Here is a 22,976-nt window from a genome sequence, read left to right on the forward strand (position 1 = left end):
TCTCACTGCCCTGGTCAATGCTCGGCGCGAACCACTAGCGCGCCATCAGAAATATTGTACTGCTCCCTGACATCCCTCAGCAGGTGCTGTTTAAAGTTTAGGCAGCTATCGGTGCTCGGTGCTGCCTAAGTGATCAACTTGGCGCGGATTCGGTTATCTCTTTGATGGTTAGGCCATATATACAGGTCGCCTAACAGAGAATCCCGCGGAATTGATTGGATTAATTGAGTGCGCGATCTTTCCAGTATTTGGTGCCTTTAAGAGTGGCCTGCAAAGCAATGCCGCTCTCGGTCAGCTGGTACACACGCATGCCGTCAACCACTACTTCGCCACCGACCGCGGCGCCTTTATCCTGTGCCTTGGCCGCGGCATCCGCATGGCCACCGAAAGACCAGCCATTCTCGACAAAGCGATCCATCACTTCCGGTGAATCAAACACAAACAGTGCACGGAAATCCTTTACCCCGAAGCCGAGGCCGACACCGACTTCGCCCATCTTCATATAGGTGCGCTTGCCGCCGTTGTTTACCGCGACGCCATAGCCGGTTGAGGCGCTGGCGAGTAACAGGTTCACGTTCACGTTGCTGAACACCGCGTAGCCGGGCGCCTGTGCCAGCTCGCCGCGTAATTCGGGTTGTAGGCGGTAGAGTTCATCCAGGACTTGGCGCTCGGTTTGCTGGATGTGGCGGCGCTGGTCGTCGCCGGTCTGACCGGGGGCTGCACAAGCGGTAATCAGTACAATCTGGGCCGCGACGAACAGTTGGGCCAATGGGCGAAGAATAGTGCGCGCAAAATGCGTCATGTGAGCTCTCCAATGTACCGGAACACTGCCGGATAAATGTGCCGAAATAGGCGGTCAACAAATGCCGCGGCGTATGATGTTGCAAAACTTCATGTCCAGAATACCGATGATGCCTCGTTATGCCTGCGACCTAGCGCACAAAGAGTGAATTGGCGCCACTTTCAGCTGGTTCATTAAATCGGGTATTCTTGCGCCCACTGTTATGCGCTGTTTATGCGCAATTCCGCCGGGGAGTGATTTGCCGGCATCTTCTAGAGGATAAAACCATGAACCGATCCCTGAAACGCGGCCTAGCCGCATCCTGCCTGCTGACCATGGTGATGAACCTGACTGCGTGCGGATACTTCCTGTATCCAGAGCGCAAGGGCCAGAGTGGCGGTCGTGTGGATCCGGTGGTGGTGATTCTGGATGGCGCGGCGCTGCTGTTCGGTATTCTGCCGGGTATTGTTGCGTTTGCGGTGGATTTCACCAACGGCACCATTTACCTGCCGTCCGGTGGTTCTTCCGCGATCGATCGTCACATTAGCTCTGCCGACGACAGCCAGTTGAACGGCGCTGATGGTGAGGCGTTGGGTAAGCCGGTAATCGACCAGAATGGTCAGGCTTGGGTTGAATTGCCACTGGAAGCGGTAGATGGCGCGGCCAATGGTGATGAGCTGGCCCAGGTGAGTGCGGCTATCCGCCAATACACCGGTCGCGAAGTTAGCGTTACCGATGTGGTTTGGGTGCGCGACCTGGCCGCGCTGCAACAGGCCCGTAGCGAGCAGTTCGCCGCAGCTCACTAAGACGCCTTCCCTGGCTGTTATTGTGTTATCACGAACCGGTGTTTGCCCGTGGCAATCATGACAGGCGCTAAGTCTGCCCCTGTTCTGTCTTCGACCGGTTCGGTTCCGCGCGAAGTCCTGATGCGTCGCTACGCTCAGGATTTCGCTGCGCCCTCTGCCTGCCTGCCGTTTCTCAAGGTCCCCGATATCGTGCATATGGGACTGAACAAGCTGGAACCCCAGGCTTGGATCACATCCTGCCCAACGTTGCCGCACTACCTGAACAGCAAGACCGCCGCGTACCACCGGCTGGGTGAGAAGGTGTATGCGCAGCTACCTGAGTCCTTGCCTGTCCAGCGGGAGCTGGTGGAGCTGTTGTTCCGGCATCTTGTGCAGGATCACTCACGCTATGTCTGCACCTCCAGCGGTACCCTCTGCTGGCGGGGCGATTCCGGTCAATTACACTGGCCCGGTGTCGAGTCCGCACTGGCCAGCACTTCCCCGTTGCGCCATGCCGGCTGTTGGATTGCCGACGATGTCTGCCTGCTGCTGCCGGGCGAGGGTGGCTACCGACTGGTAGCGGCTTATCTGGCGGCGCCCAGTTATTGGCGACTGGAAGAAAAGATCGGCAGGCCACTGAATCAGATCCACGCCCCGGTGCCGGGCTTTCAGCATAAGCTGGCGGGGCAAATGGCGCGCTTCTTTGACCACCTGAAGCCCGAGTACCCCGTGTGGCGCAGCAACTGGTCGGTGGTGGATTCTCCCGCGTTGTTGCAGCGCGGGGAGGACACGGTGAGTTTGCAAGAAGCTGAGGGGGCTGGGTCAGAACAGTCGCTATACCTGCGTATTGAGCGGCAATCGCTGCGCCGCTTACCGGATACCGGTGCGGTGGTCTTTACCATTCGCGTCATGACCAACCCACTGGAAGATCTGCTGGCGATTGAGGGCGGCCTGAGTGCGCTGGCGGCTGCGGTTGCCCAGATGTCCCCGGAGGAAGGGCGTTACAAGTCGCTCGCGCCACTGTTGCCGTCACTGCAACACTTTTTCTCCTGCCACCTTGAGGTCCCCTCGCCCTGAGGTCGGTGCCGCCGCAATTCTGCGTCTTATTTCTTATTCCGGGCCTTATTCCCGGGCCTTATTCCTAGGCCTTATTCCTGGGCCTTAAAGTTCTTCGGTGAGAGTCCCGTCCAGCGACGGAAAGCCTTGCCGAAGGCGCTCTCGTCGCAGTAACCCAGCGCCGCTGCGATATCCACGTTGGTCTTCTGTCCCTCGCGTAACCACTGGCAAGCGTAGTGGCTGCGCACTTCATCCTGGATGGCGCGGAAGCTGGCATTTTCCTCGAGCAGCTTTCTTCCCAGGTGCCGGGGGCTGATGCACAGTCGTGCAGCCACCTGTTCCCGGCTGAGCTGGGGTTCCTGTTGTAGCAGGTGTGCCACGCGCAGTTGCAGGCTTTTGCTGGTCAGGGCTTTCAGCAGGGCATCGGCTTCCGGTTTGAGGCGTGCCATTACCTGGCGATCCGCGGCGACCAGGGGAATCTCAAGGTCCTGCGTGCGCAGGCGGATACCCGACACTTCGGCATTGAACTGCACGGGCGCCTGCAGGACTTGCTGGTACTGCTGTTGTACCGCGAGCGACGGCGTCGGGTAGGCAAACTGAACGCTCTGCGGCTGGAATTCCCGGCCCGTCATGGCCCGTGACTGTGAGAGCAGGGTGGAGAGCACGGTCTCCACGCGCAGGCGGGCACAACGCAGATAGTTGGGGTGGTAGCAGACATCCACGTAATAGCTGCTGCGGCGCAATTCAAACTGGCCACCTTCGCCCAGCAGTGGATGGTAAACCAGCAGCTGATCAATGGCGGCGCCAAGGTTTTTTTGGGTCATCAGCAGGTAGCCCACCAGTCCCATCTGGCTACCCTGCATCGCCTGTCCCAGACGGACCCCAAGTAGCGGGTCGGGGTGCGCCTCCTGTACCGCGAGCCAGATTTCCTCCTGAACCTGCATGGGCACCCGTTCTTCCTCGTTAATGGCGGCCAGCAAGTCCTGTGCGGTACCTGGTAGTGTCAGGTTCAGTTGTCCCAGCGCGCTAAGAATCGCGCGTGTATAGCTTAATGTGACGGTTCTAGTATCTGCGGTGTTCAAAATGACTGTCCGAAATTAACCAGAGAGTGCCCGATTATGACGACGGCCAATCCGGATGTCACGTTATATTCACTTTGAATGAAAAACGGAATGTCCATCCCCCCTGGTGCCGGGCATCAGCAAGGGCTTCCAGTGGCGAATCCAGCTAAGTGAGAAAAGAATAATGAAACCCTACGCAGTGATTGGCGCAGGTCCTATGGGGCTTTGCACGGTACGCAACCTGATCAAGCACGGCATTCCCTGTGTGGGGTTCGAGATCCACAGCGATGTGGGCGGCTTGTGGGATATCGACAGTCCCACCAGCACCATGTACGAATCGGCCCACCTGATCTCTTCCAAGCGCATGACCGAGTTCGCCGAGTTTCCGATGGGCGATGACGTCGCGCTGTTCCCGCATCACCGCGAAATGAAAGAGTACTTTCAGGCCTACGCGCGCGAATTCGACTTGTATCGCCACTACGAGTTTGAGACCGAGGTGTTGCGTTGTGAGCGGGAAGGGGACGACTGGCACATTACTACCCGCAGCCAGGGCCAGGAGCAGACACGGGTGTTTGGTGGGCTGTTGATTGCCAACGGCACCCTGCATCATCCCAATATGCCCAAGTTACCTGGCGAATTCAGTGGCCAACTGCTCCACTCCGCCGATTACCGCGATCCCGCCATTTTCGAGGGCAAGCGCGTGTTGCTGGTCGGATGTGGCAACAGTGGTGCGGATATAGCGGTGGATGCGGCCCACCGCGCAAAAGACGTGGATATCAGCCTGCGCCGTGGCTACTACTTCCTGCCTAAATTCATCGGCGGCAAGGCGACCGATGCGCTGGGTGGCAAGATCAAGTTGCCGCGCTTTATCCAGCAGAGAATTAGCGCGGCCATTTCCAAGCTGATGCTGGGAACGCCGGAGCAGTACGGCCTACCCACGCCCGACTACAAGATGTTTGAATCTCACCCGGTGATCAATTCTCTGATTCTGCACCACATCGGTCACGGCGATATTCATGTGCGCAAGGATATCGCGGCAGTGGAGGGGAACAGCGTCACCTTCGTCGATGGTACTAGCGCTGACTACGACATGATCGTGATGGCCACCGGCTACAAGCTGCATTACCCGTTTATCGATCGCGCCCACCTGAACTGGGAATCTTTCGCGCCCCGTATGTATCTCAATGTATTCCACCCGGAATACGACAACCTGTTCTTGATGGGCATGGTGGAGGCTGCAGGTCTCGGCTGGGAAGGTCGCAATCGTCAGGCGGAAATGGTGGCACTGTACATTCGCCAGTTGGCGGAGGGCGCCGAGTCGGCGCGCAAGTTGAAGTCGGTAAAACAAGCGCAGGCTGGTCAACGTGCGGATGGCGGGATGAAGTATCTCAACCTCGAACGCATGGCCTACTACGTGCACAAGGATACTTACCTGAACGCCATGGCCGAGCACACGGAGCATCTGCGTAAGGATTACAAAAGTTTTGACGCGGCAGTGAGCCTCGACGCTGTCCCGACTCCTGCAAAATAAGAGCAAAACATGACACAGAAGCGGGTTTTAATTACCGGTGCTGCCGGCTATGTCGGGCATCTTCTGGGTGAATCCCTGAGTAAACAGATGCCTGTGGTAGGGGTTGATGTTGCGCATCGGGAAACCTGCTTTCCGATCTTTAACATGGACATCTGTGACGCGTCGCTGGTTGAAGTGTTACGAGCTGAGCGCATCACCCATGTGGTGCACTTGGCCTCGGTGATGTCCGCCGGCCGCGATCGCGCGCGGGAATATAAAATCGATGTTGAGGGCACGCGTAATGTGTTGAACGCGTGCGTGCGTGCCGGGGTTACGCACATTACCTTAACCAGTAGTGGCGCGGCTTACGGTTACCACGCAGATAATCCGGCATGGCTGCAGGAAAGTGACCCCCTGCGCGGAAATCCAGAATTTGGCTATTCCGATCACAAGCGTTTGGTTGAAGAAATGCTGGCGGAGTATCGCCAGAGCCATCCTGAACTTAAACAGCTGATTTTTCGTCCGTGTTCCATCGTTGGTGCCACCACCAACAGTAAAATCAGTTCGCTGTTTTCCGGGCGCAGCATTCTCGACCCGGGCGCACACAATTCTCCCTTCGTGTTCATCTGGGATCAGGATGTGGTCGGCGCGATCGAATACGGTGTTACCCGCGATGCAGCGGGTATCTATAACCTGGCGGGCGACGGTGCACTGACACCGGCAGAAATTGCTCGGTTGCTGAAGAAGCCTTTGCGCCGCCCGCCGGTCTGGTTATTGAAGGCCTTGTTGGCGATGAGTTTTGGCCTGCGCCTGGGTGATGCGCACCCAGCGCAGGTGCGCTTTCTGCAATATCGACCGGTGCTGCTCAATACACGTTTGAAATCAGAGCTTGGTTACCAGCCGCAGAAAACTTCCGCGGAGACTTTTGCCTTTTTCGCCGAGCACGCTCTGGGCCGGAAAGTGGATCTCAGCGATGCCCAAATTACCTACTGTCCTGATTTATCGAACAGTGAGGGTACACAGCGGGCGGCAACGAATGAGGGGGCGATAGTATGAAAGAGTTATTTGCCAAGCGCGTAAATAGAGAGCGCGTTGCGGTAGTCACCGGCGCAGCGGGCGGTCTTGGTTGGGCAATGGTGCAAGAGCTGGCGCAGCGCGCGCAAGCAGCCTCGGTTGCGCTGCGACTGGTGCTAGTAGATGTGAACGAAAATGCCCTGCGTCAGCGGGCTGCCGAACTTACCCAGCCGCTGGTGAGTATCGATGTCCACGTGGCGGACCTGTCGGCGGAAGCATCGATTGCCCAGCTTTGTGAGAAGTTGCGCGATGCCTATCCGCAGGTGGATCTGCTGATTAATAACGCGGGCATTACCCACCGCAGCCTTTCTGCGCAAACCAGTAACGCCGTTATTCGACGGGTGATGGCGGTGGATTATCACGCACCCGTTGAGCTGGCCCAGGGGTTGCTTGCGCCGCTTACCGCGGCAGGCGGTTGTGTGGTGAATATCAGCTCGATGGCGGGTTGGATGCCCGTTCTCGGTCGCGCGGGCTACTGTGCGGCGAAGAGCGCTTTGCACCAGTACTTCGAGACATTTCGTGAAGAGATGCGCGAGGATGGTGTGTCTGTGCTGATGGTGTATCCCAGCTTTGTGGCGACCAACATTGATGCCAATGCACTCTCCGGTGATGGCGGGCGTGCCCAGCATGCCCAGAGTACGGTGGGCCAAGTGCGCAGTGCTGACTGGATGGCGGGGCGTATTCTGGATGCGCTGGCTGCGGGCAAGGAGCGCTTGTTCCCGCGCGACAAATCGTTGTTCGGAGCCTACCTGTATAAATTAGCTCCACGCCTGTTCCTGCGGCAAATGGTGAAGAACTTTCGTGTGGAGCTGGAGGAGGGGCGCAAGCTGGCGCGCCAGTCCGAGTTGCCGCAGAACTGATTCTGCAAAGATTCTGGAAAGGCTTTCGATCTACTCAGGAGAACTCGGTAGTTAGCATGGGTATCACGCTGGCTGCCAACAGCAATCCCATAGTCATATTAAACGCCCGCAGATGCGTCGGCTCGGTGAGAATTCGCTTTAAACCGACACCGAACATCAGCCAGATAGCGATGCACGGGCCTCCAATTAAAATAAATGCCAGCGCAATGCGGCCTGCCTCCAGCAATATCTCGCCATTGGGGGTGGTGAAGGCCGCAAGCGCTCCCACCGCCATAATCCATCCCTTCGGGTTCACCCACTGAAACGCGACTGCCTGCAGAAATGAAAAGGGCTTTTGCTGCGGTGTCGCGCCCACATCCCGGGTGCTCGCAATTTTCCAGGCCAGATACAACAGGTAGGTGATCCCAACCCAGCGCACGATTTCATGTAGAAACGGAAACTGCTGGAATAAGGTCCCCATACCAAACCCGATTGCCATAATCATGGCCGGGAACCCGAGACATATGCCCAGCATATGTGGCAGGGACCGCTCGACACCGTAGTTCAGGCCCGATGACATGATCATCAGGTTATTTGGCCCAGGGGTAATGCTGGTTGAGAACACGAACAGCGCGATGGACAGCAAAATTTCCAACGTAAACCTCGGCAGTGGAATGGGGCGGTGGACAGCGGTAGGGGGAATTCAGCGTGATTATCGCGTTGTGACGCCCATCCGGCAATCCTGAAGGTGTATGTCCGGCGAGTCTGCTCTCCGCAGCGACGTCAGCCCCGGGGAATGCCAGCGTCGCTTTTGTGTCGCGCCCGACCTACAATTCACTTTTTCTAGCTGCGCATGCCCGCCGCCGAGGGCTGCGCCCAGGTGGGGTCATGCATGGCGTTTATCGACAGCCACTGCCATTTCGATTTTGATGCGTTCAGCGAGGACCGCGCACAGGTCTGGTCGCGTTGCCGACAGGCGGGGGTGCAATCCCTGGTGATTCCCGGTGTCAGTATTCCCCAGTGGCGACAATTGTTTGCCCTGGTGCACTCTGAACCCGATTGGTATGGCGCGGTCGGAGTGCATCCATGGTGGGTGAAGGAGCTTGCGATTGCTCCCGCCGACGTGCGTCGGGCAGTGGTTGAGCGTGTCGAGCACGAGCGTCAACGAAGTGGCGAAGTATCGCGCTGTGTCGCCGTTGGCGAGTGTGGTCTGGACGCGAACATCGAGACGCCCCTTGAGCAACAGTTGCCGGTATTTGAAGCGCAGTTGGATGCTGCGCGCGCACTGTCCCTGCCGGTGATTGTGCACAGCGTGCGTGCCCATGCGGATGTATTGCGCATATTAAAGAAGTTCTCCCTGGAAGAAGGCGGGGTGATCCATGCTTTTTCCGGCAGCCGGGAGATTGCCGAGGAGTATGTGCGCCTGGGGTTCTACCTGGGGGTTGGCGGCACAATTACTTACGAGCGCGCGGCGAAAACCCGCAGGGCATTGAGCGATATACCATTGGAAAAGTTGCTGCTGGAGTCCGACGCACCGGACATGCCACTGGCCGGCCGCCAGGGAGAGCGCAACAGCCCGGAATACTTGCCGCAAATTGCGCAAACCTTGGCGGAGCTGCGTGGCATCTCTCCGGAACAGGTCATTGCGCAGACCGGAAAAAATGCGTGCACGCTTTTTGGATTTTGAACCGACAATGACTTTTTCCCCGCAAGAATTTAAGCAGCAGTTTCCACTGTTTTCCCAAGCGGAAAACCGGGATTTAGTTTATCTGGATAATGCGGCGACCACGCAGAAGCCGGGCTGCGTCATTGATGCGATCCGCGATTTTTATCTGCATAGCAATGCCAATACCCATCGCTCGAGCCATCGCCTGGCCCGGCGTGCCACCGAGATGGTGGAGCGGGTCAGGGCGGCAAGTGCACGCTTTCTGGGAGCGCAGTCGCCGCGAGAAATCATCTTTACCCGCGGTGCTACCGAAGGCTTGAACCTGTTGGCCAATAGCCTGTGCCGTGGTCTGGTTGCTGGCGATGAGATTGTTTTGTCGACTGCGGAGCACCACGCCAACCTTGTCCCGTGGCAAATGTTGGCGGAACAGCATGGGTTGGTGCTGCGCTTTGTGCCGGATGCCAACGGCGTGCCGCAAATTGATCGTATTGCAGAGGTGTTGTCGCCGCGCACCAAGATTGTATCTGTTACCGGCGGCTCCAATGCGCTGGGTTTCCGCACGGATCTTGCAACCTTGCGTGCAACTCTACGTGCAACCTTGTCGCAACGTGATCTGCGCTGGGTCGTGGACGGCTCGCAACTGGCTGCGCACGATGTGGTGGATGTTGCGGCCATTGGTTGCGATTTCTTCGTGTGCTCTGCGCATAAGTTTTATGGCCCCACGGGCATAGGCCTGGTATACGGTCGCGAAGCGCTTTTGTGCGACCTGCCGCCCTGGCAGGGCGGTGGCGAGATGATTACCAGCGTCGACCTTCTCGCCAGTGATTACGCGGATCTGCCTCACCGATTTGAAGCGGGAACCTCGTCGCTAGCGGCAATCGCCGGGCTTGGCGCCTGTATCGAATTCCTCGGCAAACAGGACCGACAGGCGATGGTGCAGCACGAGCAAACCTTGCTTGCCTACTTGCACGACAGATTGTCGCAGGTGCACGAATTAGAGTTGTTGAGCAATCCCCGCAACAATCTTGGTATCGCCAGTTTTGTGCACCCCCGTTGTGCGGCGATTGATATTGCGCAGTGGTTGGATGGGCGCGATATTGCGGTGCGCGTTGGGCATCACTGCGCCCAGCCGCTGTTGCATGCGGCTGGTCACACGGCGACCGTGCGCGCGTCTCTGGTGGCATACAACTCGCGGGAAGATATTGACCGTCTGATAGCCGGCATTGAGGAATTATTACAGCAGCTGGACGACACCGTGGAGCCTCAGCCGTCCGCTGCAGGCTCCTCCGAATCTGCCGCTACCGAGGCGTATTCTTGGCAGCCCGATGACCTGTCTAAGCTGGATCTGGACGCGCTGCGCAATCAAAAAAATTGGCAAGATCGTTATCGGACCCTCATGAGCTGGGCCAAGGTGATTTCTCGCAAAGACCAGATCCGCACTACCGAGCATTTGGTGCAGGGCTGCGAATCCAGTGCCTGGCTGGTGCACCGCCAGGAAGCGGGTGTGCATCGATTCGCAATCGACAGCGATAGCCGGATCGTGAAGGGGTTGGGGGCGCTGTTGCTGTCGCAGATTGATGGCGTGTCGGAGGGTGCTGTTGCGCCATCCAAGTTGCATCAGATTTTTGACGAATTGGGTTTGTCGCAGCAACTGAGTGAGTCCCGCGGCAATGGCTTCCGCGCTCTGGTGCAGCGCGCCTTCGACTTAATGCATGCCTGATAGGTTGCCTTGCTCGCGCTAGCTCTTAGAGTTAGCGCGCTGCACAATGCGTTCAATCGCTTTGCTTGCGGCAACAAATCCAAATGTGCCTGTGACCATTGTGGCCGCGCCGAACCCGCCACTGCAATCCAGTTTTACCCCATTTTGCATGGTGCTTTTTTGCTGGCAAACCTGTCCATCGGGCTGCGGGTATACCATGGGCTCGCTGGAATAAATGGCATCCACTCCAAATTGACGTTTGCTGGACTTCTGGAAATTGTGAAAGCGGTACAGGTGCTGGCGGACCTTTGCCAGTATCGGGTCGCTGACGGTACGGCCGAGATCGGCACAGGTGATCGCCGCGGGGTTTTTCTTGCCGCCAGCGGAGCCTACGGTAATCAGGCGCAGCTTGCGGGCTTTGCAGTAGGCGATGAGCGCGGCTTTTACGCGCGCGTTGTCAAACGCATCGATCACCACGTCGATAGCTTCCTTCTCCGGTGCCAGAAATTCGGCAAAGTTGTCGCTGGCGATAAAATCTTCGCGGGTGACCACGTCGACTTCCGGGTTGATCTGGCGCAGTCGCTCCGCCATGACCTCCACCTTAATCTCGCCGATGCTGCCCACCTGGGCGTGGATCTGGCGATTGGTATTGGTAATGCAGATGTCATCCAAGTCGATCAGCGTGATTTTGCCCACGCCGCTGCGTGCCAGTGCCTCTGCGGTCCAGCTGCCTACACCGCCAATGCCGATGACGACGACATGGGCTCCGTGTAGAGCGTGCAGGGCGTCGTTGCCGTAGAGTCTCGCAATTCCGCCAAAACGTTGCAGGTAGGCGTCACTCAAGTTCTTCTCGGGCATATGGGTTCCAGTGTTACATCTCTTGCGGGCGTCCCAGATCAGAGGAGCTGATCAGGGTGAAGGGGGAATATGGCAGGGCGAAGGGGCCGCCCTGCCGAAGTGTGGAAGCGAATCAGTGCACGTGGCCGTGGTCGATCTCTTCCGGGGTGGCTTCGCGTACGGATACCACTTCAATATCAAAGTGCAGCTCAACACCCGCCAGCGGGTGGTTACCATTGATGGTGACCTGGTCCCCGTCGATATCGATGATTTCTACTTCGATCGGGTGGCCATCGGTGCTCTGTGCGCGGAAAGCCATACCAACTTTCAGTTCATCAACGCCACCAAATGCGCTCTTTGGCATGGTTTGGATCAGCTCTGGGTTTTGTGGGCCATAGCCTTCTTCCGGGGCGACTACCACCTTGAACTTGTCGCCGGCACTTTTGTCCAGCATTTCCTGCTCCAGTCCGGGGATGATATTTCCCACACCTTGCAGGTATTTGAGCGGCTGGCCACCTTCGGAAGTGTCGATCACAGTGCCTTCGGCATCTTTCAGGGTGTAGTTGATCTCCACAACGCTGTGGTTAGCAATTTTCATTGGCAGTCTCTTGTGTGTTGAGCGTGAGTGATAGCGTGCCGCCGCTTACCGGTTGACAAGCAAGCGGAGCGATAGGCTTTATGAGCGTGCATTGTATGGGCGGGCAGCTGCGCTCGCAACCGAGCCGCTTGTTAGTGGACCGTTGGTCAGTAACGCGGCGGCAGGTTAGTGCAGTGAATAAATGGAATATGGCGGGTGAGGGCGTTGGGCTGTTTTATTTGATCCCCGGTGCCGCGGTATCAGCGCCGTTCCCGGTTGTGCGGAATCGGCACTGTATGCGGCAGAGCAGCGTACCGCTAGATGGCGATAGCGCGCTGTACATGGCTGCGCGCATAGAGGTCGTCCGCCGTACGAGTTAGCTGGTCGCTGAATGCTGCCGGATAGCCTAGTTCGACCAAATGGCCTTCAAAGTACTCGAGTAGCGCCTCAAACAAGGCAGGGCTCAGGCCCTGAGCGAGAAACTGCGCACGGCTGCTGTAAACCGGTTCCGCTTGCTCAGCCAGCGCATGGCACAAAAATTGAGCTTGGCGACTCTGTTGCTTCTGATGGTCGGCGACGTCTTCGCTCGCCATGAATTGTCCGATTGCCTGATAGAAGTCGGCTACCAGCTCGGTGACAAATACGCGCCCACCGATCATGTCGAGCAGGCCGCTTTCGGCGGCCTCCGGTGCGCATTCGCACACATGCCCATGATTGCGTCGAGCTGGGTTGCCGAGTGGATATAAACCGGCAGGACAGAGTGCTTGCGCAGACGATACCTGAGACATGGATGAGCTCCCCCTGTGAGACGAATATTCTGAATTTTTGTGGGCGTCCCTTTAATCTTGTCGATGTCGCTATATTGACCTGCCGCGGGCAAAAATCTCGCCGGCAAAACGATGCGGGAAATTTCGCGTTGGGCGGGTCTGGGACTGCCTGTTTCGATATGGGCGGCAAGATTACGGGATGGAAATACCTCTGCCAACAAACCGGAAACAAATTGTCACACTCTTCCACGGGTGTCGTATGGCTGGTTTAAACAAGCGCTATTTTGGGGCGCGGTATACGACAAGTGCCTGTTTTTAAGGCACTTATGACGGGTAGTTTTCTCTGGGTTAGCCCTTGCGAGTTAAGTGTGGAGCAGGCGCTGAAATTGCCCACCCTAGGGTAAACTGGCGACAGTGCAAGCGGCACTGGTAAAATCTCTGGCATACGCCGCACTGCCCAAAAAATTGAGAAGGAGATCTTGATGGCGAGCATCTTTACCCAAATTATCAACGGTGACCTTCCCGGGCACTTTGTTTGGCGCGACGATTCGGTGGTGGCATTTATGACCATTGCACCTATCAAGCCCGGACACTGCCTGGTGGTTCCGGTGGAGGAGATTAATCATTGGGATGATGTGCCGGCGGAAACCAGTGCGCATCTAATGGATGTGGCAAGTAAGGTCGCCAAGGCGCAGAAGCAGGTCTACCGTCCGCGTCGGGTCGGGGTGATGGTGGCTGGCATCGAGGTGCCGCATACCCACTACCATCTGGTACCGATCAACGAGATTGCCGATCTGGACTTTGCTCTGCAGCAGCAGGCCGAGCCGGAAGCACTGGCCGAGGAAGCGGCCAAAATTCGCCAGGCGCTTGCGGATCTCGGATTCGAGAATGGCATGGAATAGCTCCGTTTCGGTGGATTTGGCAGTACTGCATCCAAACCCGGAGGTAGTGACGTCATACCGGTAATGAACCAAGGTGGCGGCCAATGTTGGCTGCCCCAAATGCAAATGAGCTATGACTACAGGTATACGGACCATGCGTAATAAATCGCCATTTCTGTCCCGCTTTATTTCGGTCGCCATTCTGGTGCCGCTGTTGACCCTCTGCGCGGCGTTTAGCCAGGCGGAAGAGGCCAAGACCTTCTCGGTAGATGGGTTTTCTGCCATTGCCCTGAAGGGGGGTTCTAATCTTAAAGTGACACAGGGCCCAGAATTCTCTGTAACTGCGTATGGCGAGCAAAAAGATCTCGAATATGCCAAGGCTGAGGTCAGTGGTGATACCCTGTCGCTTTCCGTAGAGCCGGATCGCAAAAGCCTGTTTGGGGTGGTGACCGTCAGCAGTGAGCCGAACGTCGAGTTCCGTGTAACCTTGCCCGAACTGTCGGCGATTCGCGTGACCGGGTCCGGTGAGGCACTGGCAGACACGCTGGAGAGCGCCGATCTGGATTTGCGCGTCACCGGCTCTGGATTGATTCGCGTGGAAAAGGTCGCTGCGGAATCGCTGAACGCGGGTGTTACCGGCTCAGGTGATGTGATCCTGGGCACCATCCTCGCGGTGGAAGGTCAGGCAGGGGTGACCGGTTCTGGCGACGTACGTATGGATAATTTCATCGGCGAGACCCTGAAAGCTCAGGTCAAAGGATCTGGCGACGTGGTGATCGGCGGTAAAGTGGCCAGCGTGAATATCACAGTAATGGGGTCTGGTGACTTCATGGGGCGCCAGTTACAGGCCACCAGAGCTGGTGGTTCGGTAATGGGATCTGGTGACATCGTATTGAAGCGCCCTGCCAGTGAGTCCTTTTCGGTAATGGGCTCCGGGGATGTCGCTCTGGTAGATTGACCCTAGCTATCCGCTAAAAAACGGAGTTTTAGTGAGTTCAGATCAGGATGGCCGCGCAGGACGAAGTCGCCTGCGCGGTTTGAAGAAGCAACTGCGCCAGCTGGGTAAAGAGGCGCTAGATAAATCCCACTGGGCCGCCGAGCGTCTGCTCGACAAGCGCCTCTGCATTGGCATCACTGGCCTCAGTGGTGCCGGCAAGTCCACCCTCATTACCAGCCTTATCTATCAACTGAGCAACCCGGATCGGGCCCAGCTGCCTGGCTTTGCGCCGGCGCTGAATGGCCGTTTACTGGGGGCTGAACTGCACTCCGCGATGGACGCCGGGTTGCCTCTGTTCGAATACGAGCGCTGCCTCGGGGCGCTGACGGCAACGCCGCCGCGCTGGCCGGATTCCACGCGCGATCTTTCGGCGCTGGAGTTGCATCTGCACCTGCAGGGGCGTCGCCTGGGGCGAAACTATCGGCAACGGCTGATTCTCGAGTTTCGTGACTACCCGGGTGAGTGGCTCATGGATCTCCCGCTGTTGCGCATGGATTTCGCCACCTGGTGCCGCCACCAGCGCGATTTACTCAACGGGCAGGCGCGCCGCAATCTGGCGCCGGAGCTAATGGCTCGCCTGGAGCAGCTGGACCCCGCAGACCGCTTGGATCCCGGCGAGCTGGATAGTCTGTGGCAGAACTACCGTCAGTTTTTGCGGGACTGTCGCGGCAGCGCCCGCCTGAGCTATCTGCAGCCGGGGAGGGCCCTGCTCGATAACGAGGAATATGGCTTTTTCCCGCTGCCGACCCTCGGGCATCAAACCGCCGCCGAATTGAGCGAGCTGCCCGAGGACAGTGTGTATCGGCTGTTAGAAGCGCGTTATCGCGATTATGTCGAGCAGAGTGTGGCGCCCTTCGTAGACAGTCATTTCCGGCACCTGGATCGCCAGCTAGTGCTGGTAGACTTGATTGGCACCCTGTTTGCTGGCGAGGAAGCGCTCGAGGATATGCGCCTGGCGTTTGGGCACATCGCCGATACCTTCCGCTACGGAAACAGCGGGCTGTTGCGCAAATTGTGGCGCCCGCGTATTGATCGACTGGTGTTTGCCGCGACCAAGGTCGATCAGGTGCTGGCGGCTGACCACGACGCACTTCGCCAATTGCTGGGCCAGCAATTGCAGCAGGTCTTTTCCGGGGCTCGCCATCGCGGCTTGCCGCTCTATTGTGAAGCCATTGCCGCCGTTCGCTGTTCTACGGAACAGGTGAGGAACGGCCGTCGCTTGTTGGTGGGGCACGGAATGGATGGCGACTATCTCGGGTTTGAAAATGCCGAGATACTCGCCCACCTGCCGCAGGAAAACGGATGGAAACACTACAAGGGTGGGCTCCCGCCCCAGTTGCGTCCGCCGGTAGGGATTGCGCGGGAAGGCTATCTGCCACATATCCGTCTCGATGCACTGTTGAATTTATTGTTGGGAGACAAGGTGTAATGGACTCTGCGGATAACAAGGCGGGGCGTGGGGCTGCTTCCGAGCGTCCAGACCAGGAGCCGCGCCGGCAAACTCGCATAGAGAACCTGGAAGCGGAAGAGAGTACGGTGCACGACCGCGCGAGTACGCGTGTCGAATCTCTCTCGGAAGAGGCCGATCAGCTGCCTCGTTCGATCACCACGGGCGAGTCTCTGCCCAATACCATCTCATTTTCCGAACTGCGCCTTCCGGTGTTTCGCCTGCGCTTGTGGAAGCCGGCGCTGGCCGCCGCGTTGGCGCTGACGTTTGGTGCGATCTTTTGGGAGCTGCGCCAGTTCTTTTACTGGGCGGCAGACATGCATTGGGGCTTTGGTCTGCTGGCGGGGCTGATCATAGGCACACTCGTGCTTACCATGGTCAGCGCAGTGTGGGAGTACTTTCGCGCTGGACGCCCCCTGCGCAAACTACAGAAAACACAGGAGTTGGCTGCAGAGGTCCGCGACAGCCGCGCCACGGATGCGGTAGAGCCACTCAACCACCAGTTGCGGGAGCTGTTTGAAGGGAAACCGCAGGGGGCGTTACTGGCACGTGTGCAGGACGAAGCTCCAGATTATTACGACAACAGTGAGTTGCTGCGGCACCTGGAGCTCAACTTCTTCGAAGCATTGGACCAGGAAGCTTTGCGGCGGATTGTCCGGCATGCCACCACCACCGGCGCACTGGTCGGGCTGAGTCCGTTTACCACCTTGGATGTGCTGGTGGCTTTGCGGCAGTCCATGCGCATGATCGACGATGTGGCACAGATTTACGGTGTGCGTCCGTCGGTGGTGGTCCGCTGGCGTTTGTTCAAGAAAATCCTCGCCCTGGTGGCTTACAGTGGCGCCAGCGAATATGCGGTGAGCGAGCTGTGGCCGGAACTGGTGGGCGATAGCATGTTGAGTACGGTATCTGCGCGGCTCGGGCAGGGAATGGGGGCCAGCCTGTTTATGGCCCGTATCGGCCTTGCTGCCGTGCATAGTTGCCGCCCTATCCCTTTCTCGGAGAAGCAGCGTCCCCGGTTGGGTGCTCTGACTCGGCGCATTGCCGCGAGCCTCAAGGAGCGTTTATTGGGGCGCGAACAGGTCAATTGGCCAGAGGCGCAGATGAAGGCTGAAGAAGTGGAAGAGCGTGTTGCGCGAGAGGGTAGTAGAGGGAGTCGCAAGCGGGGGAGTTGAAACGACGCGCTCCCCCCGATACTCGCTTTGCGGGATCTTTGTGCAGCTTACTGAAACTGTTTTTTCATCAGTATTCTGGTGTGGTGTTGATCCATCAGGGTTGCCAGGGTCTCGTAGCGACCTTTGATAAATGGCAGCGGGTTGTTTACACCGGTTTCATCCGGGAATTCCACGCCTTCCCGCACCAGTTGCAGCTCTTTCGCCAGTGCATCAATCGCGGCAAAGATCTCTCTAGTATTTTTCTCGTTATGGAACACAAAAGTGTTCGCAGTATCGTTCAGGTAGGCATCACATTCGGACAGCCACTCTGAGCGCTGTTTTAGAAAGTTGATGGTGTTGCGAATACCGCCTTTGTATTCGAGGCTGAAGTTTTCATTTACGTACTTGCCGAGGCTGCGCATCCCGTAGTCAACGAATTGATCCACCAATCCGTCGCAATAACTTTGCGTCAAATAAGAAGGGTGGGCTTTGGCGGTTGCGTTGCCGGAGGCCAGCAATATACTCACAGCCATTGCACCGCACAGGGCGACGTACTTGCGCAGTTTGGACACAGCGGAAGTGGCTTTCTGGGACGTTTCACTCGGGTGTGTTGTTGCGAAATCTGACGTTTTCATTTTTAAGTGCCTTGCTGTTGTTTTCGCTATCAGGCTTGTTATTGTGATAAACATCACATAAGTATCTAAACGACAGTGCTATGTCAACGGCTTTTAAGTTCCGATAGTCAGTTATGTGCAGATTGCGGAACCAGTCGGCATTTTCAACGGAAAATTTGTTGTGGTAGAGGCTGTTTTTTCGGCAAAAGGAGCAGATTTTGTCTGAGTTTGATTTCGATCTTTTCGTGATTGGAGCGGGTTCTGGCGGCGTGCGCGCGGCAAGAATGGCCGCGGCAACCGGAATGCGCGTGGCGGTGGTGGAAGACCGCTATATGGGCGGTACCTGCGTCAATGTTGGTTGTGTGCCCAAGAAGCTCTTTGTATATGCGAGCAGCTATAGCGAGGCGTTTGAAGATGCGACGGCCTTTGGTTGGCAGGGGCAGGGTGGGGCGCAGTTCGCCTGGCCCACACTCCGCGACAACAATGCGAATGAAATTACCCGTCTTAATGGTATCTATCGCAATCTATTGAGTAACGCCGGCGTCACCGTTATTGACGGTCGCGGCAAGCTGAGTGGCCGACAACAGGTAACGGTCGGTGATACCCAGTATTCCGCGGAACGGATACTGGTGGCTACTGGCGGTTGGCCATACGTGCCGGAATTTCCTGGCAGTGAGCATGTAATTACTTCCAATGAAGTGTTTTCTATGGAGGTGTTTCCCAAGCGGGTACTGGTGGTCGGCGGTGGTTATATCGCGGTCGAATTTGCCGGTATTTTCGCCGGACTGGGTGCGGAAACACATTTGTCCTATCGTCGCGATCTGTTTTTGCGTGGATTCGACAACGACGTACGCCACTTTGTGCGCGACGAGATGGAGAAAAAGTCGGTGCAGCTGCACTTCCACCATCAGGTTGCCTCAATAGAAAAGGTGGCCGATGGCAGTTTGCGTGTTCAGGATAGTGACGGCGAAGTGCTTGAGGTAGATGCGGTACTGTATGCCACCGGGCGCAAGCCGAATACCCGGGGTCTTGGGCTCGAAGAGTTGGGCGTGGTGCTGCAAAAAGATGGCACTATTGGTATTGATGACAATTTCCGCAGCAGCGTAACCTCAATCTATGCACTGGGCGATGTCACCGGTGGGCCCGAACTGACCCCAGTTGCGCTGGCTGAAGCCATGGCGTTGGTAAAGCACTGGCAGACAGGGAAGACGGCGGAGATCGATTACAACAACATTCCAACCGCCGTTTTTTGCCAGCCTAATATCGGCACCGTTGGGCTTAGTGAGGAAGAGGCGCGCCAGGCGGGGATCCCGGTTGCGATATACCGTTCGGACTTCCGAGCCATGCGTCACTCGGTCAGCGGCCGCGACGAGCGCACGCTAATGAAGCTGATTGTCGATACCAGCAATGACCGTGTGATCGGGACGCATATGGTGGGCCCGGATGCCGGTGAAATCATTCAGGGAATCGCGGTAGCAATGAAGGCCGGTGCGACCAAGTCTGTGTTTGATCAGACCATTGGTATCCACCCGACCGCGGCGGAAGAGTTCGTGACCATGCGCACACCGGTTGCAGAATAGCCGGGTCTTTTGTTCGCTGATTCGGACGCAAAAAAAGAGCGGGGAAGCTTGGCTTCCCCGCTCTTTTTTTAAATGTGCCTCTGTGATTTATCCAGATTGCTCGTGCAAATCAAAAAAGTTGTTTACTCGCTTTCGCTGTCCATGACCGCGGTCTGGTAGCGGCGGGATTTGCGACGGCCGCCACGCTCTTTCAGGCAGCGCTCGGCGGAATCGAACGCTCCATTAACGGCGCGATGAATAGAGTCGCTTTCGTTGGAGATTGTGACCGGATTTCCGCTCACGGCTAGCTCAACGGAAGCTTTGTATTGCTTGCCTTTGTGCTTGTGTTGATGGGGAGCTTCGAGGACCACACGGCTTCGTATGATGTCGCCACAATAACGTTCCAGCTTGTTTAGCTTTTTGGATACGGTATCCGCAAGAGACGCAGATTTATCGATGTCGCGGAATACAATGTTATCGTAAGGCGCTGATTTCATGGGCACATACCTCCGGTTATAAAGGGTCCATGCAGGCCGCGTGAGCGGTTTGCTGAAAGAAGGTAGGGCGCCCTGTAGGGAGAGAGTGACAGGCTTGAAAATCGAATCACCAGAGGTCGCGAGTTAACGGCTGCCACCGCAGCCAAAATAAGGTTTTGCGCTCGGGCCGGTTTTCAATCCGGTCGGGATCAACTCCCTGTAGTCATAATGCGATTCTGAGAAAAAAAATCAAGCACCCCAATCAAGAAAATGTCATAAAAAATTGTTAGTAGTTTTGGAACTTTTTGGCAAAAGGCCGGCAGGTCAGGAAAACCGTGAATTGCAGCACACGTCACTCAAAGCCCAGTAATCTTGTTGGCATGGTCATTGCTGCGAAAAATCGTGTGGGGTAAATTGGCGTTTGCGCAGGTGGATTGGTGCGCATGGGTGTTCTCATGGGTGCGGAAGGCGTCTTAATGCAGAGGTTCCTGCATGAAAAGGTTCCTGCATGAAGAGCCTCCTGCCGTGTAGAATACCGAACCTCAGTTTGCCCTGGTCTCCATGGAGACTCTGACGAGTTTCCGAGACTTTTGGCGCATTCGAGGCATCTGGGTGAGGGGGAAGTGCTCAGGTGCACTCAAGAAGTACAAAATCAAACAATGGATTCTGACAATGGTGGTAAACCGTGGCCGCTCGCTGCTTTTTGCGGGCTTGTTGGGGGTAGTCGGCTGGAGTGTTGAGCTGCAGGCAGCGTCGTCGCTGACCGTGGAGCAGAACAGACTTGCTCGAATGGAGCAGGTGCAGGAAAACCGACTGGTTGAACTGGAAGATATTGAGAACGAAATCGTTTCCTATGAGTACAAACTAGAACGTGCTCAGAAGTCACTTAGCGAGGCGCGGAAAAACTACCAGCAGTCGCTGGTGGCGGTAAAAGCCGCTGAGCGCGAGCATAAGGGTGCAGCGAGCACCGATACCGAGCGCGCGCTGAAAAAAGCCAAGCATGCGCTCAATATGGCGGAACGCGGTGTCGATAGTCGCAATCGTCGGGTTGAGTTTATTCAGTCCAATTACGCTGAACTGGAAAGCCGTTTGACCGATACTCGCGAATCGGTTGCCGGCGGCAAGTCACGCCTGGCGGCGCAACAGGCTTTGGTAGACTCTCTGGTCAAAGAGATGCTGAGCGAGGCCAAGACAGCGAAAGCGAAGGCGGCAGCCAAAAAGTCGGCGCCCAAGCCGGAGAAGGCGCCAGCGGTGGTGATCTCTCCTCCGGAGGTTCCCGAGCCGACGCTCGCGGCAGCTGGCGATGTGACGAATGCGGTGGCCGATGCGGCCGTCTCTGCCGAAAGTGCCTCCTCTGACGAACCTGTAGAGGTCGCCAGTGCCCGAGAAATTGACCCCGAGATGGTGGATTATGTCCGCGGTGAGCGGGCTCGCCTTGAAAAGCTGCTGGACCAACTTGCAGAGGGTGAAACCGGCAAGCATACGTTCCGCAATTTGACCCTGAAGCCCAAGGGTGAAGATTCGGTGGAGTTTGAATTCTTGGGGCAGGATCAGTACCGGGTGGTTTTGCCAGTAGCGGCAGGTCGTCAGACGTACAAGGTCAATTCCTGGCGATTCCGCCGAACCATTCCAGCGGACGATAACGGCGAGCGTTACGTGTTTATCTTCGATGCACGTCGTCTGTCGCGCCCACGACTGGTGATGTATCCAGAATACCTGCTGTCCGAGCTTGACTAGCTAGTCTCTGGCGAATTTCGCTTGTAAAAGCCCGCCTTGTGTCGTGCAAGGCGGGCTTTTTTGTGTCCGGAAAATCAATTCGCGTCTCTGGGCGCATGCGCACCGGTGAGTTGCAGTGTCAGCAGCGGCTGGTACTGACTGCCACCCGGTGCGAGCAAGCTGTGATACAGCGTGATGTTGTTCAGGTGGCAAATAAAGTCCGTGGGTACCGGGAGAAGGTTGGAGAAGCCGCCTGGGCTGCGGGCCAGAGTGAAGTGCGGGCGGAAAGTCTTCTTCTCTGGGGTTTTACCGATTGCGCGCATCAGTGCCTGGCACGCCTGATGCAACTCGAGCAGGCGTTGGGAGGGTAATAACTCGGCGGCAAATAATCGCGCGCGGGCCTTGGGGAAGGGGTGTGTACTGACAATTCGGCCATCGAGTGGCGCCGTGTGTTGGGCGATGTCTTTCAAGCGAATCTCAATGGTGTCCAGGTGCGCCGGATCCGTGTCCCCAAGAAATGCCAGGGTCAGGTGGCGATTGGTGTGGCTGGTCCAGCGAAATTTTCGTGGCATTCCCTGCTGTTCCCTGGCCGCGCAAATACCATCTAAAAAGCGCTGGGTATTTTTATCGGGTGCTATGCCAATGAACAGGCGTACAGGTTCTTCGCTCTGTCTGCCGCCCTGCATGTTGTCTTGGGGTGCGCTATTTTTCATAAATTTTTTTATTTTTATCCTTGAAGCTCTTTGGTTCGGCCCAATATCTATTCTCAGGAGGCAGGCTCGACAGAGGTGTCTCCCCAAGCCGCCACGGTCTGGATAGGAAGCTTTGCTTCATTGATACAGCAGTAGCGGCAAACCAACGCTTGGTACAGCTCTCGTGCGTAGAGCACTGGTACGAGCACATTCTATCTATATTGCTCTGAATTGAGGATATGACAATGCGTAATTTAGACCTTTCCCCTCTTTATCGTTCCGCTATCGGTTTTGATCGTATGGCCAGCCTGCTGGATTCCATGACGGCAACCGAGCAGAACCAGCCCGCATACCCCCCATACAATATTGAATTGACCGGGGAGGATGCTTACCGAATTTCCATGGCCGTTGCTGGTTTCGACCAGTCTGAACTTGATATTCAAGTTGAGCAAAATCGCCTGACCGTTAGCGGTAAAAAACCAGCTGATGAAAGCCAGCGCAACTTCTTGCATCGCGGTATAGCGGCGCGCAATTTTGAGCGACGCTTCCAGTTGGCGGATCATGTACGTGTGGTTGATGCGCAGCTTGCCAATGGCTTGCTTCACATCGAGCTGGTACGCGAAATCCCTGAAGCCATGAAGCCGCGCAAGGTAGAGATTTCTACTGGCAATTTGCTGCAGTCTAAAACCGCGGAACAAAAAGCCGAGGCAGAGAGTGCGGCAATTGACGTCGCCGGCAAGAGCGAACAGGCAGCCTGACGCGACACCGTTCCAGCTCGGCCTTGTAAA

Annotated in this window: 23 protein-coding genes; 14 read left to right on the forward strand and 9 right to left on the reverse strand. The window is 56.8% G+C overall.

Translation table 11 applies throughout. The annotated features are described in order from the left end of the window. Positions 1-220 precede the first annotated feature (220 nt). The gene (locus tag KUV22_RS01365; RefSeq protein WP_222227851.1) at positions 221-802 is read right to left on the reverse strand and encodes a lipid-binding SYLF domain-containing protein; all 582 of its coding nucleotides are present in this window, start codon (positions 800-802) and stop codon (positions 221-223) included. Between the two features lie 266 nt (positions 803-1,068). On the opposite strand from KUV22_RS01365, the gene KUV22_RS01370 reads away from it, so the two are divergent. Continuing rightward, the gene (locus KUV22_RS01370; protein WP_222227852.1) at positions 1,069-1,587 is read left to right on the forward strand and encodes a hypothetical protein; all 519 of its coding nucleotides are present in this window, start codon (positions 1,069-1,071) and stop codon (positions 1,585-1,587) included. A 57-nt stretch (positions 1,588-1,644) separates the two neighbouring features. After that, on the forward strand, positions 1,645-2,643 hold the full coding sequence (locus KUV22_RS01375; protein ID WP_261319128.1) for a heme-dependent oxidative N-demethylase family protein: 999 nt from the start codon (positions 1,645-1,647) through the stop codon (positions 2,641-2,643). Positions 2,644-2,714: 71 nt separating this feature from the next. Here KUV22_RS01375 and KUV22_RS01380 read toward each other — a convergent pair whose 3' ends face one another. After that, entirely contained in the window at positions 2,715-3,704 is a 990-nt protein-coding gene (locus KUV22_RS01380) for an AraC family transcriptional regulator (RefSeq protein WP_222227854.1), read from the reverse strand. A 163-nt stretch (positions 3,705-3,867) separates the two neighbouring features. Between KUV22_RS01380 and KUV22_RS01385 the strand changes: the two genes are divergently transcribed. Genes KUV22_RS01385 through KUV22_RS01395 form a run of 3 tightly spaced genes read left to right on the forward strand, consistent with a single transcriptional unit; the run spans position 3,868 to position 7,127 of the window. Continuing rightward, positions 3,868-5,214 carry a flavin-containing monooxygenase gene (locus tag KUV22_RS01385; RefSeq protein ID WP_222227855.1) on the forward strand — a complete coding sequence of 449 codons (1,347 nt, stop codon included), beginning with the start codon at positions 3,868-3,870 and terminating at the stop codon, positions 5,212-5,214. Positions 5,215-5,223: 9 nt separating this feature from the next. Continuing rightward, positions 5,224-6,249, forward strand: a complete 1,026-nt coding sequence (locus tag KUV22_RS01390; RefSeq protein ID WP_222227856.1) for an SDR family oxidoreductase — start codon at positions 5,224-5,226, stop codon at positions 6,247-6,249. Then, a complete protein-coding gene (locus KUV22_RS01395) occupies positions 6,246-7,127 on the forward strand; it encodes an SDR family NAD(P)-dependent oxidoreductase (RefSeq protein WP_222227857.1) in 882 nt (293 codons plus the stop codon). Before KUV22_RS01390 ends, KUV22_RS01395 begins: the two co-directional genes overlap by 4 nt. Positions 7,128-7,161: 34 nt before the next feature. Here KUV22_RS01395 and KUV22_RS01400 read toward each other — a convergent pair whose 3' ends face one another. Beyond that, positions 7,162-7,761: a LysE family translocator gene (locus tag KUV22_RS01400; RefSeq protein ID WP_222227858.1), complete on the reverse strand. Its 600-nt coding sequence runs from the start codon at positions 7,759-7,761 to the stop codon at positions 7,162-7,164. Between the two features lie 237 nt (positions 7,762-7,998). Between KUV22_RS01400 and KUV22_RS01405 the strand changes: the two genes are divergently transcribed. Both KUV22_RS01405 and KUV22_RS01410 read left to right on the forward strand, forming a co-directional pair. Beyond that, positions 7,999-8,793 (forward strand): TatD family hydrolase, encoded by a 795-nt coding sequence (locus tag KUV22_RS01405; RefSeq protein ID WP_222227859.1) that lies wholly within the window; start codon positions 7,999-8,001, stop codon positions 8,791-8,793. A gap of 7 nt (positions 8,794-8,800) precedes the next feature. Next, the gene (locus tag KUV22_RS01410; RefSeq protein WP_222227860.1) at positions 8,801-10,492 is read left to right on the forward strand and encodes an aminotransferase class V-fold PLP-dependent enzyme; all 1,692 of its coding nucleotides are present in this window, start codon (positions 8,801-8,803) and stop codon (positions 10,490-10,492) included. A gap of 18 nt (positions 10,493-10,510) precedes the next feature. Here KUV22_RS01410 and tcdA read toward each other — a convergent pair whose 3' ends face one another. From tcdA to KUV22_RS01425, 3 genes are all read right to left on the reverse strand, one after another. After that, positions 10,511-11,329: a tRNA cyclic N6-threonylcarbamoyladenosine(37) synthase TcdA gene (gene tcdA / locus KUV22_RS01415; protein WP_222227861.1), complete on the reverse strand. Its 819-nt coding sequence runs from the start codon at positions 11,327-11,329 to the stop codon at positions 10,511-10,513. Positions 11,330-11,441: 112 nt separating this feature from the next. After that, positions 11,442-11,906 (reverse strand): FKBP-type peptidyl-prolyl cis-trans isomerase, encoded by a 465-nt coding sequence (locus tag KUV22_RS01420; protein ID WP_010132850.1) that lies wholly within the window; start codon positions 11,904-11,906, stop codon positions 11,442-11,444. Positions 11,907-12,202: 296 nt separating this feature from the next. Next, a complete protein-coding gene (locus tag KUV22_RS01425) occupies positions 12,203-12,673 on the reverse strand; it encodes a hypothetical protein (RefSeq protein ID WP_222227862.1) in 471 nt (156 codons plus the stop codon). A gap of 461 nt (positions 12,674-13,134) precedes the next feature. Between KUV22_RS01425 and KUV22_RS01430 the strand changes: the two genes are divergently transcribed. From KUV22_RS01430 to KUV22_RS01445, 4 genes are all read left to right on the forward strand, one after another. Then, positions 13,135-13,554, forward strand: a complete 420-nt coding sequence (locus KUV22_RS01430; protein ID WP_222227863.1) for an HIT family protein — start codon at positions 13,135-13,137, stop codon at positions 13,552-13,554. Positions 13,555-13,687: 133 nt separating this feature from the next. Continuing rightward, complete coding sequence (locus KUV22_RS01435; protein WP_222227864.1) at positions 13,688-14,491, forward strand: GIN domain-containing protein; 804 nt, start codon at positions 13,688-13,690, stop codon at positions 14,489-14,491. Between the two features lie 31 nt (positions 14,492-14,522). Further along, positions 14,523-15,959, forward strand: coding sequence for a YcjX family protein (locus KUV22_RS01440; protein ID WP_222227865.1), 1,437 nt, complete (start codon positions 14,523-14,525; stop codon positions 15,957-15,959). Then, the gene (locus KUV22_RS01445) at positions 15,959-17,152 is read left to right on the forward strand and encodes a TIGR01620 family protein (protein ID WP_222227866.1); all 1,194 of its coding nucleotides are present in this window, start codon (positions 15,959-15,961) and stop codon (positions 17,150-17,152) included. Before KUV22_RS01440 ends, KUV22_RS01445 begins: the two co-directional genes overlap by 1 nt. Positions 17,153-17,199: 47 nt before the next feature. Here KUV22_RS01445 and KUV22_RS01450 read toward each other — a convergent pair whose 3' ends face one another. Then, positions 17,200-17,766, reverse strand: a complete 567-nt coding sequence (locus KUV22_RS01450; protein ID WP_222227867.1) for a hypothetical protein — start codon at positions 17,764-17,766, stop codon at positions 17,200-17,202. Positions 17,767-17,963: 197 nt separating this feature from the next. On the opposite strand from KUV22_RS01450, the gene gorA reads away from it, so the two are divergent. Next, complete coding sequence (gorA, locus tag KUV22_RS01455) at positions 17,964-19,325, forward strand: glutathione-disulfide reductase (protein ID WP_222227868.1); 1,362 nt, start codon at positions 17,964-17,966, stop codon at positions 19,323-19,325. A 122-nt stretch (positions 19,326-19,447) separates the two neighbouring features. On the opposite strand, the gene KUV22_RS01460 is transcribed toward gorA, so the two are convergent. Further along, complete coding sequence (locus KUV22_RS01460) at positions 19,448-19,801, reverse strand: HPF/RaiA family ribosome-associated protein (protein WP_222227869.1); 354 nt, start codon at positions 19,799-19,801, stop codon at positions 19,448-19,450. A 651-nt stretch (positions 19,802-20,452) separates the two neighbouring features. Here KUV22_RS01460 and KUV22_RS01465 point away from each other — a divergent pair. Continuing rightward, positions 20,453-21,517, forward strand: coding sequence for a hypothetical protein (locus tag KUV22_RS01465; RefSeq protein WP_222227870.1), 1,065 nt, complete (start codon positions 20,453-20,455; stop codon positions 21,515-21,517). Positions 21,518-21,591: 74 nt separating this feature from the next. Here the strand turns inward: KUV22_RS01465 and thpR are convergent, their stop codons facing one another. Next, on the reverse strand, positions 21,592-22,209 hold the full coding sequence (thpR, locus tag KUV22_RS01470) for an RNA 2',3'-cyclic phosphodiesterase (RefSeq protein ID WP_222227871.1): 618 nt from the start codon (positions 22,207-22,209) through the stop codon (positions 21,592-21,594). A 224-nt stretch (positions 22,210-22,433) separates the two neighbouring features. On the opposite strand from thpR, the gene KUV22_RS01475 reads away from it, so the two are divergent. After that, positions 22,434-22,946, forward strand: a complete 513-nt coding sequence (locus KUV22_RS01475) for an Hsp20 family protein (RefSeq protein ID WP_222227872.1) — start codon at positions 22,434-22,436, stop codon at positions 22,944-22,946. Positions 22,947-22,976: the final 30 nt, after the last annotated feature.

It is taken from the genome of Microbulbifer agarilyticus, from assembly GCF_019800665.1.
GTDB classification, from domain to species: Bacteria; Pseudomonadota; Gammaproteobacteria; order Pseudomonadales; family Cellvibrionaceae; genus Microbulbifer; species Microbulbifer agarilyticus_C.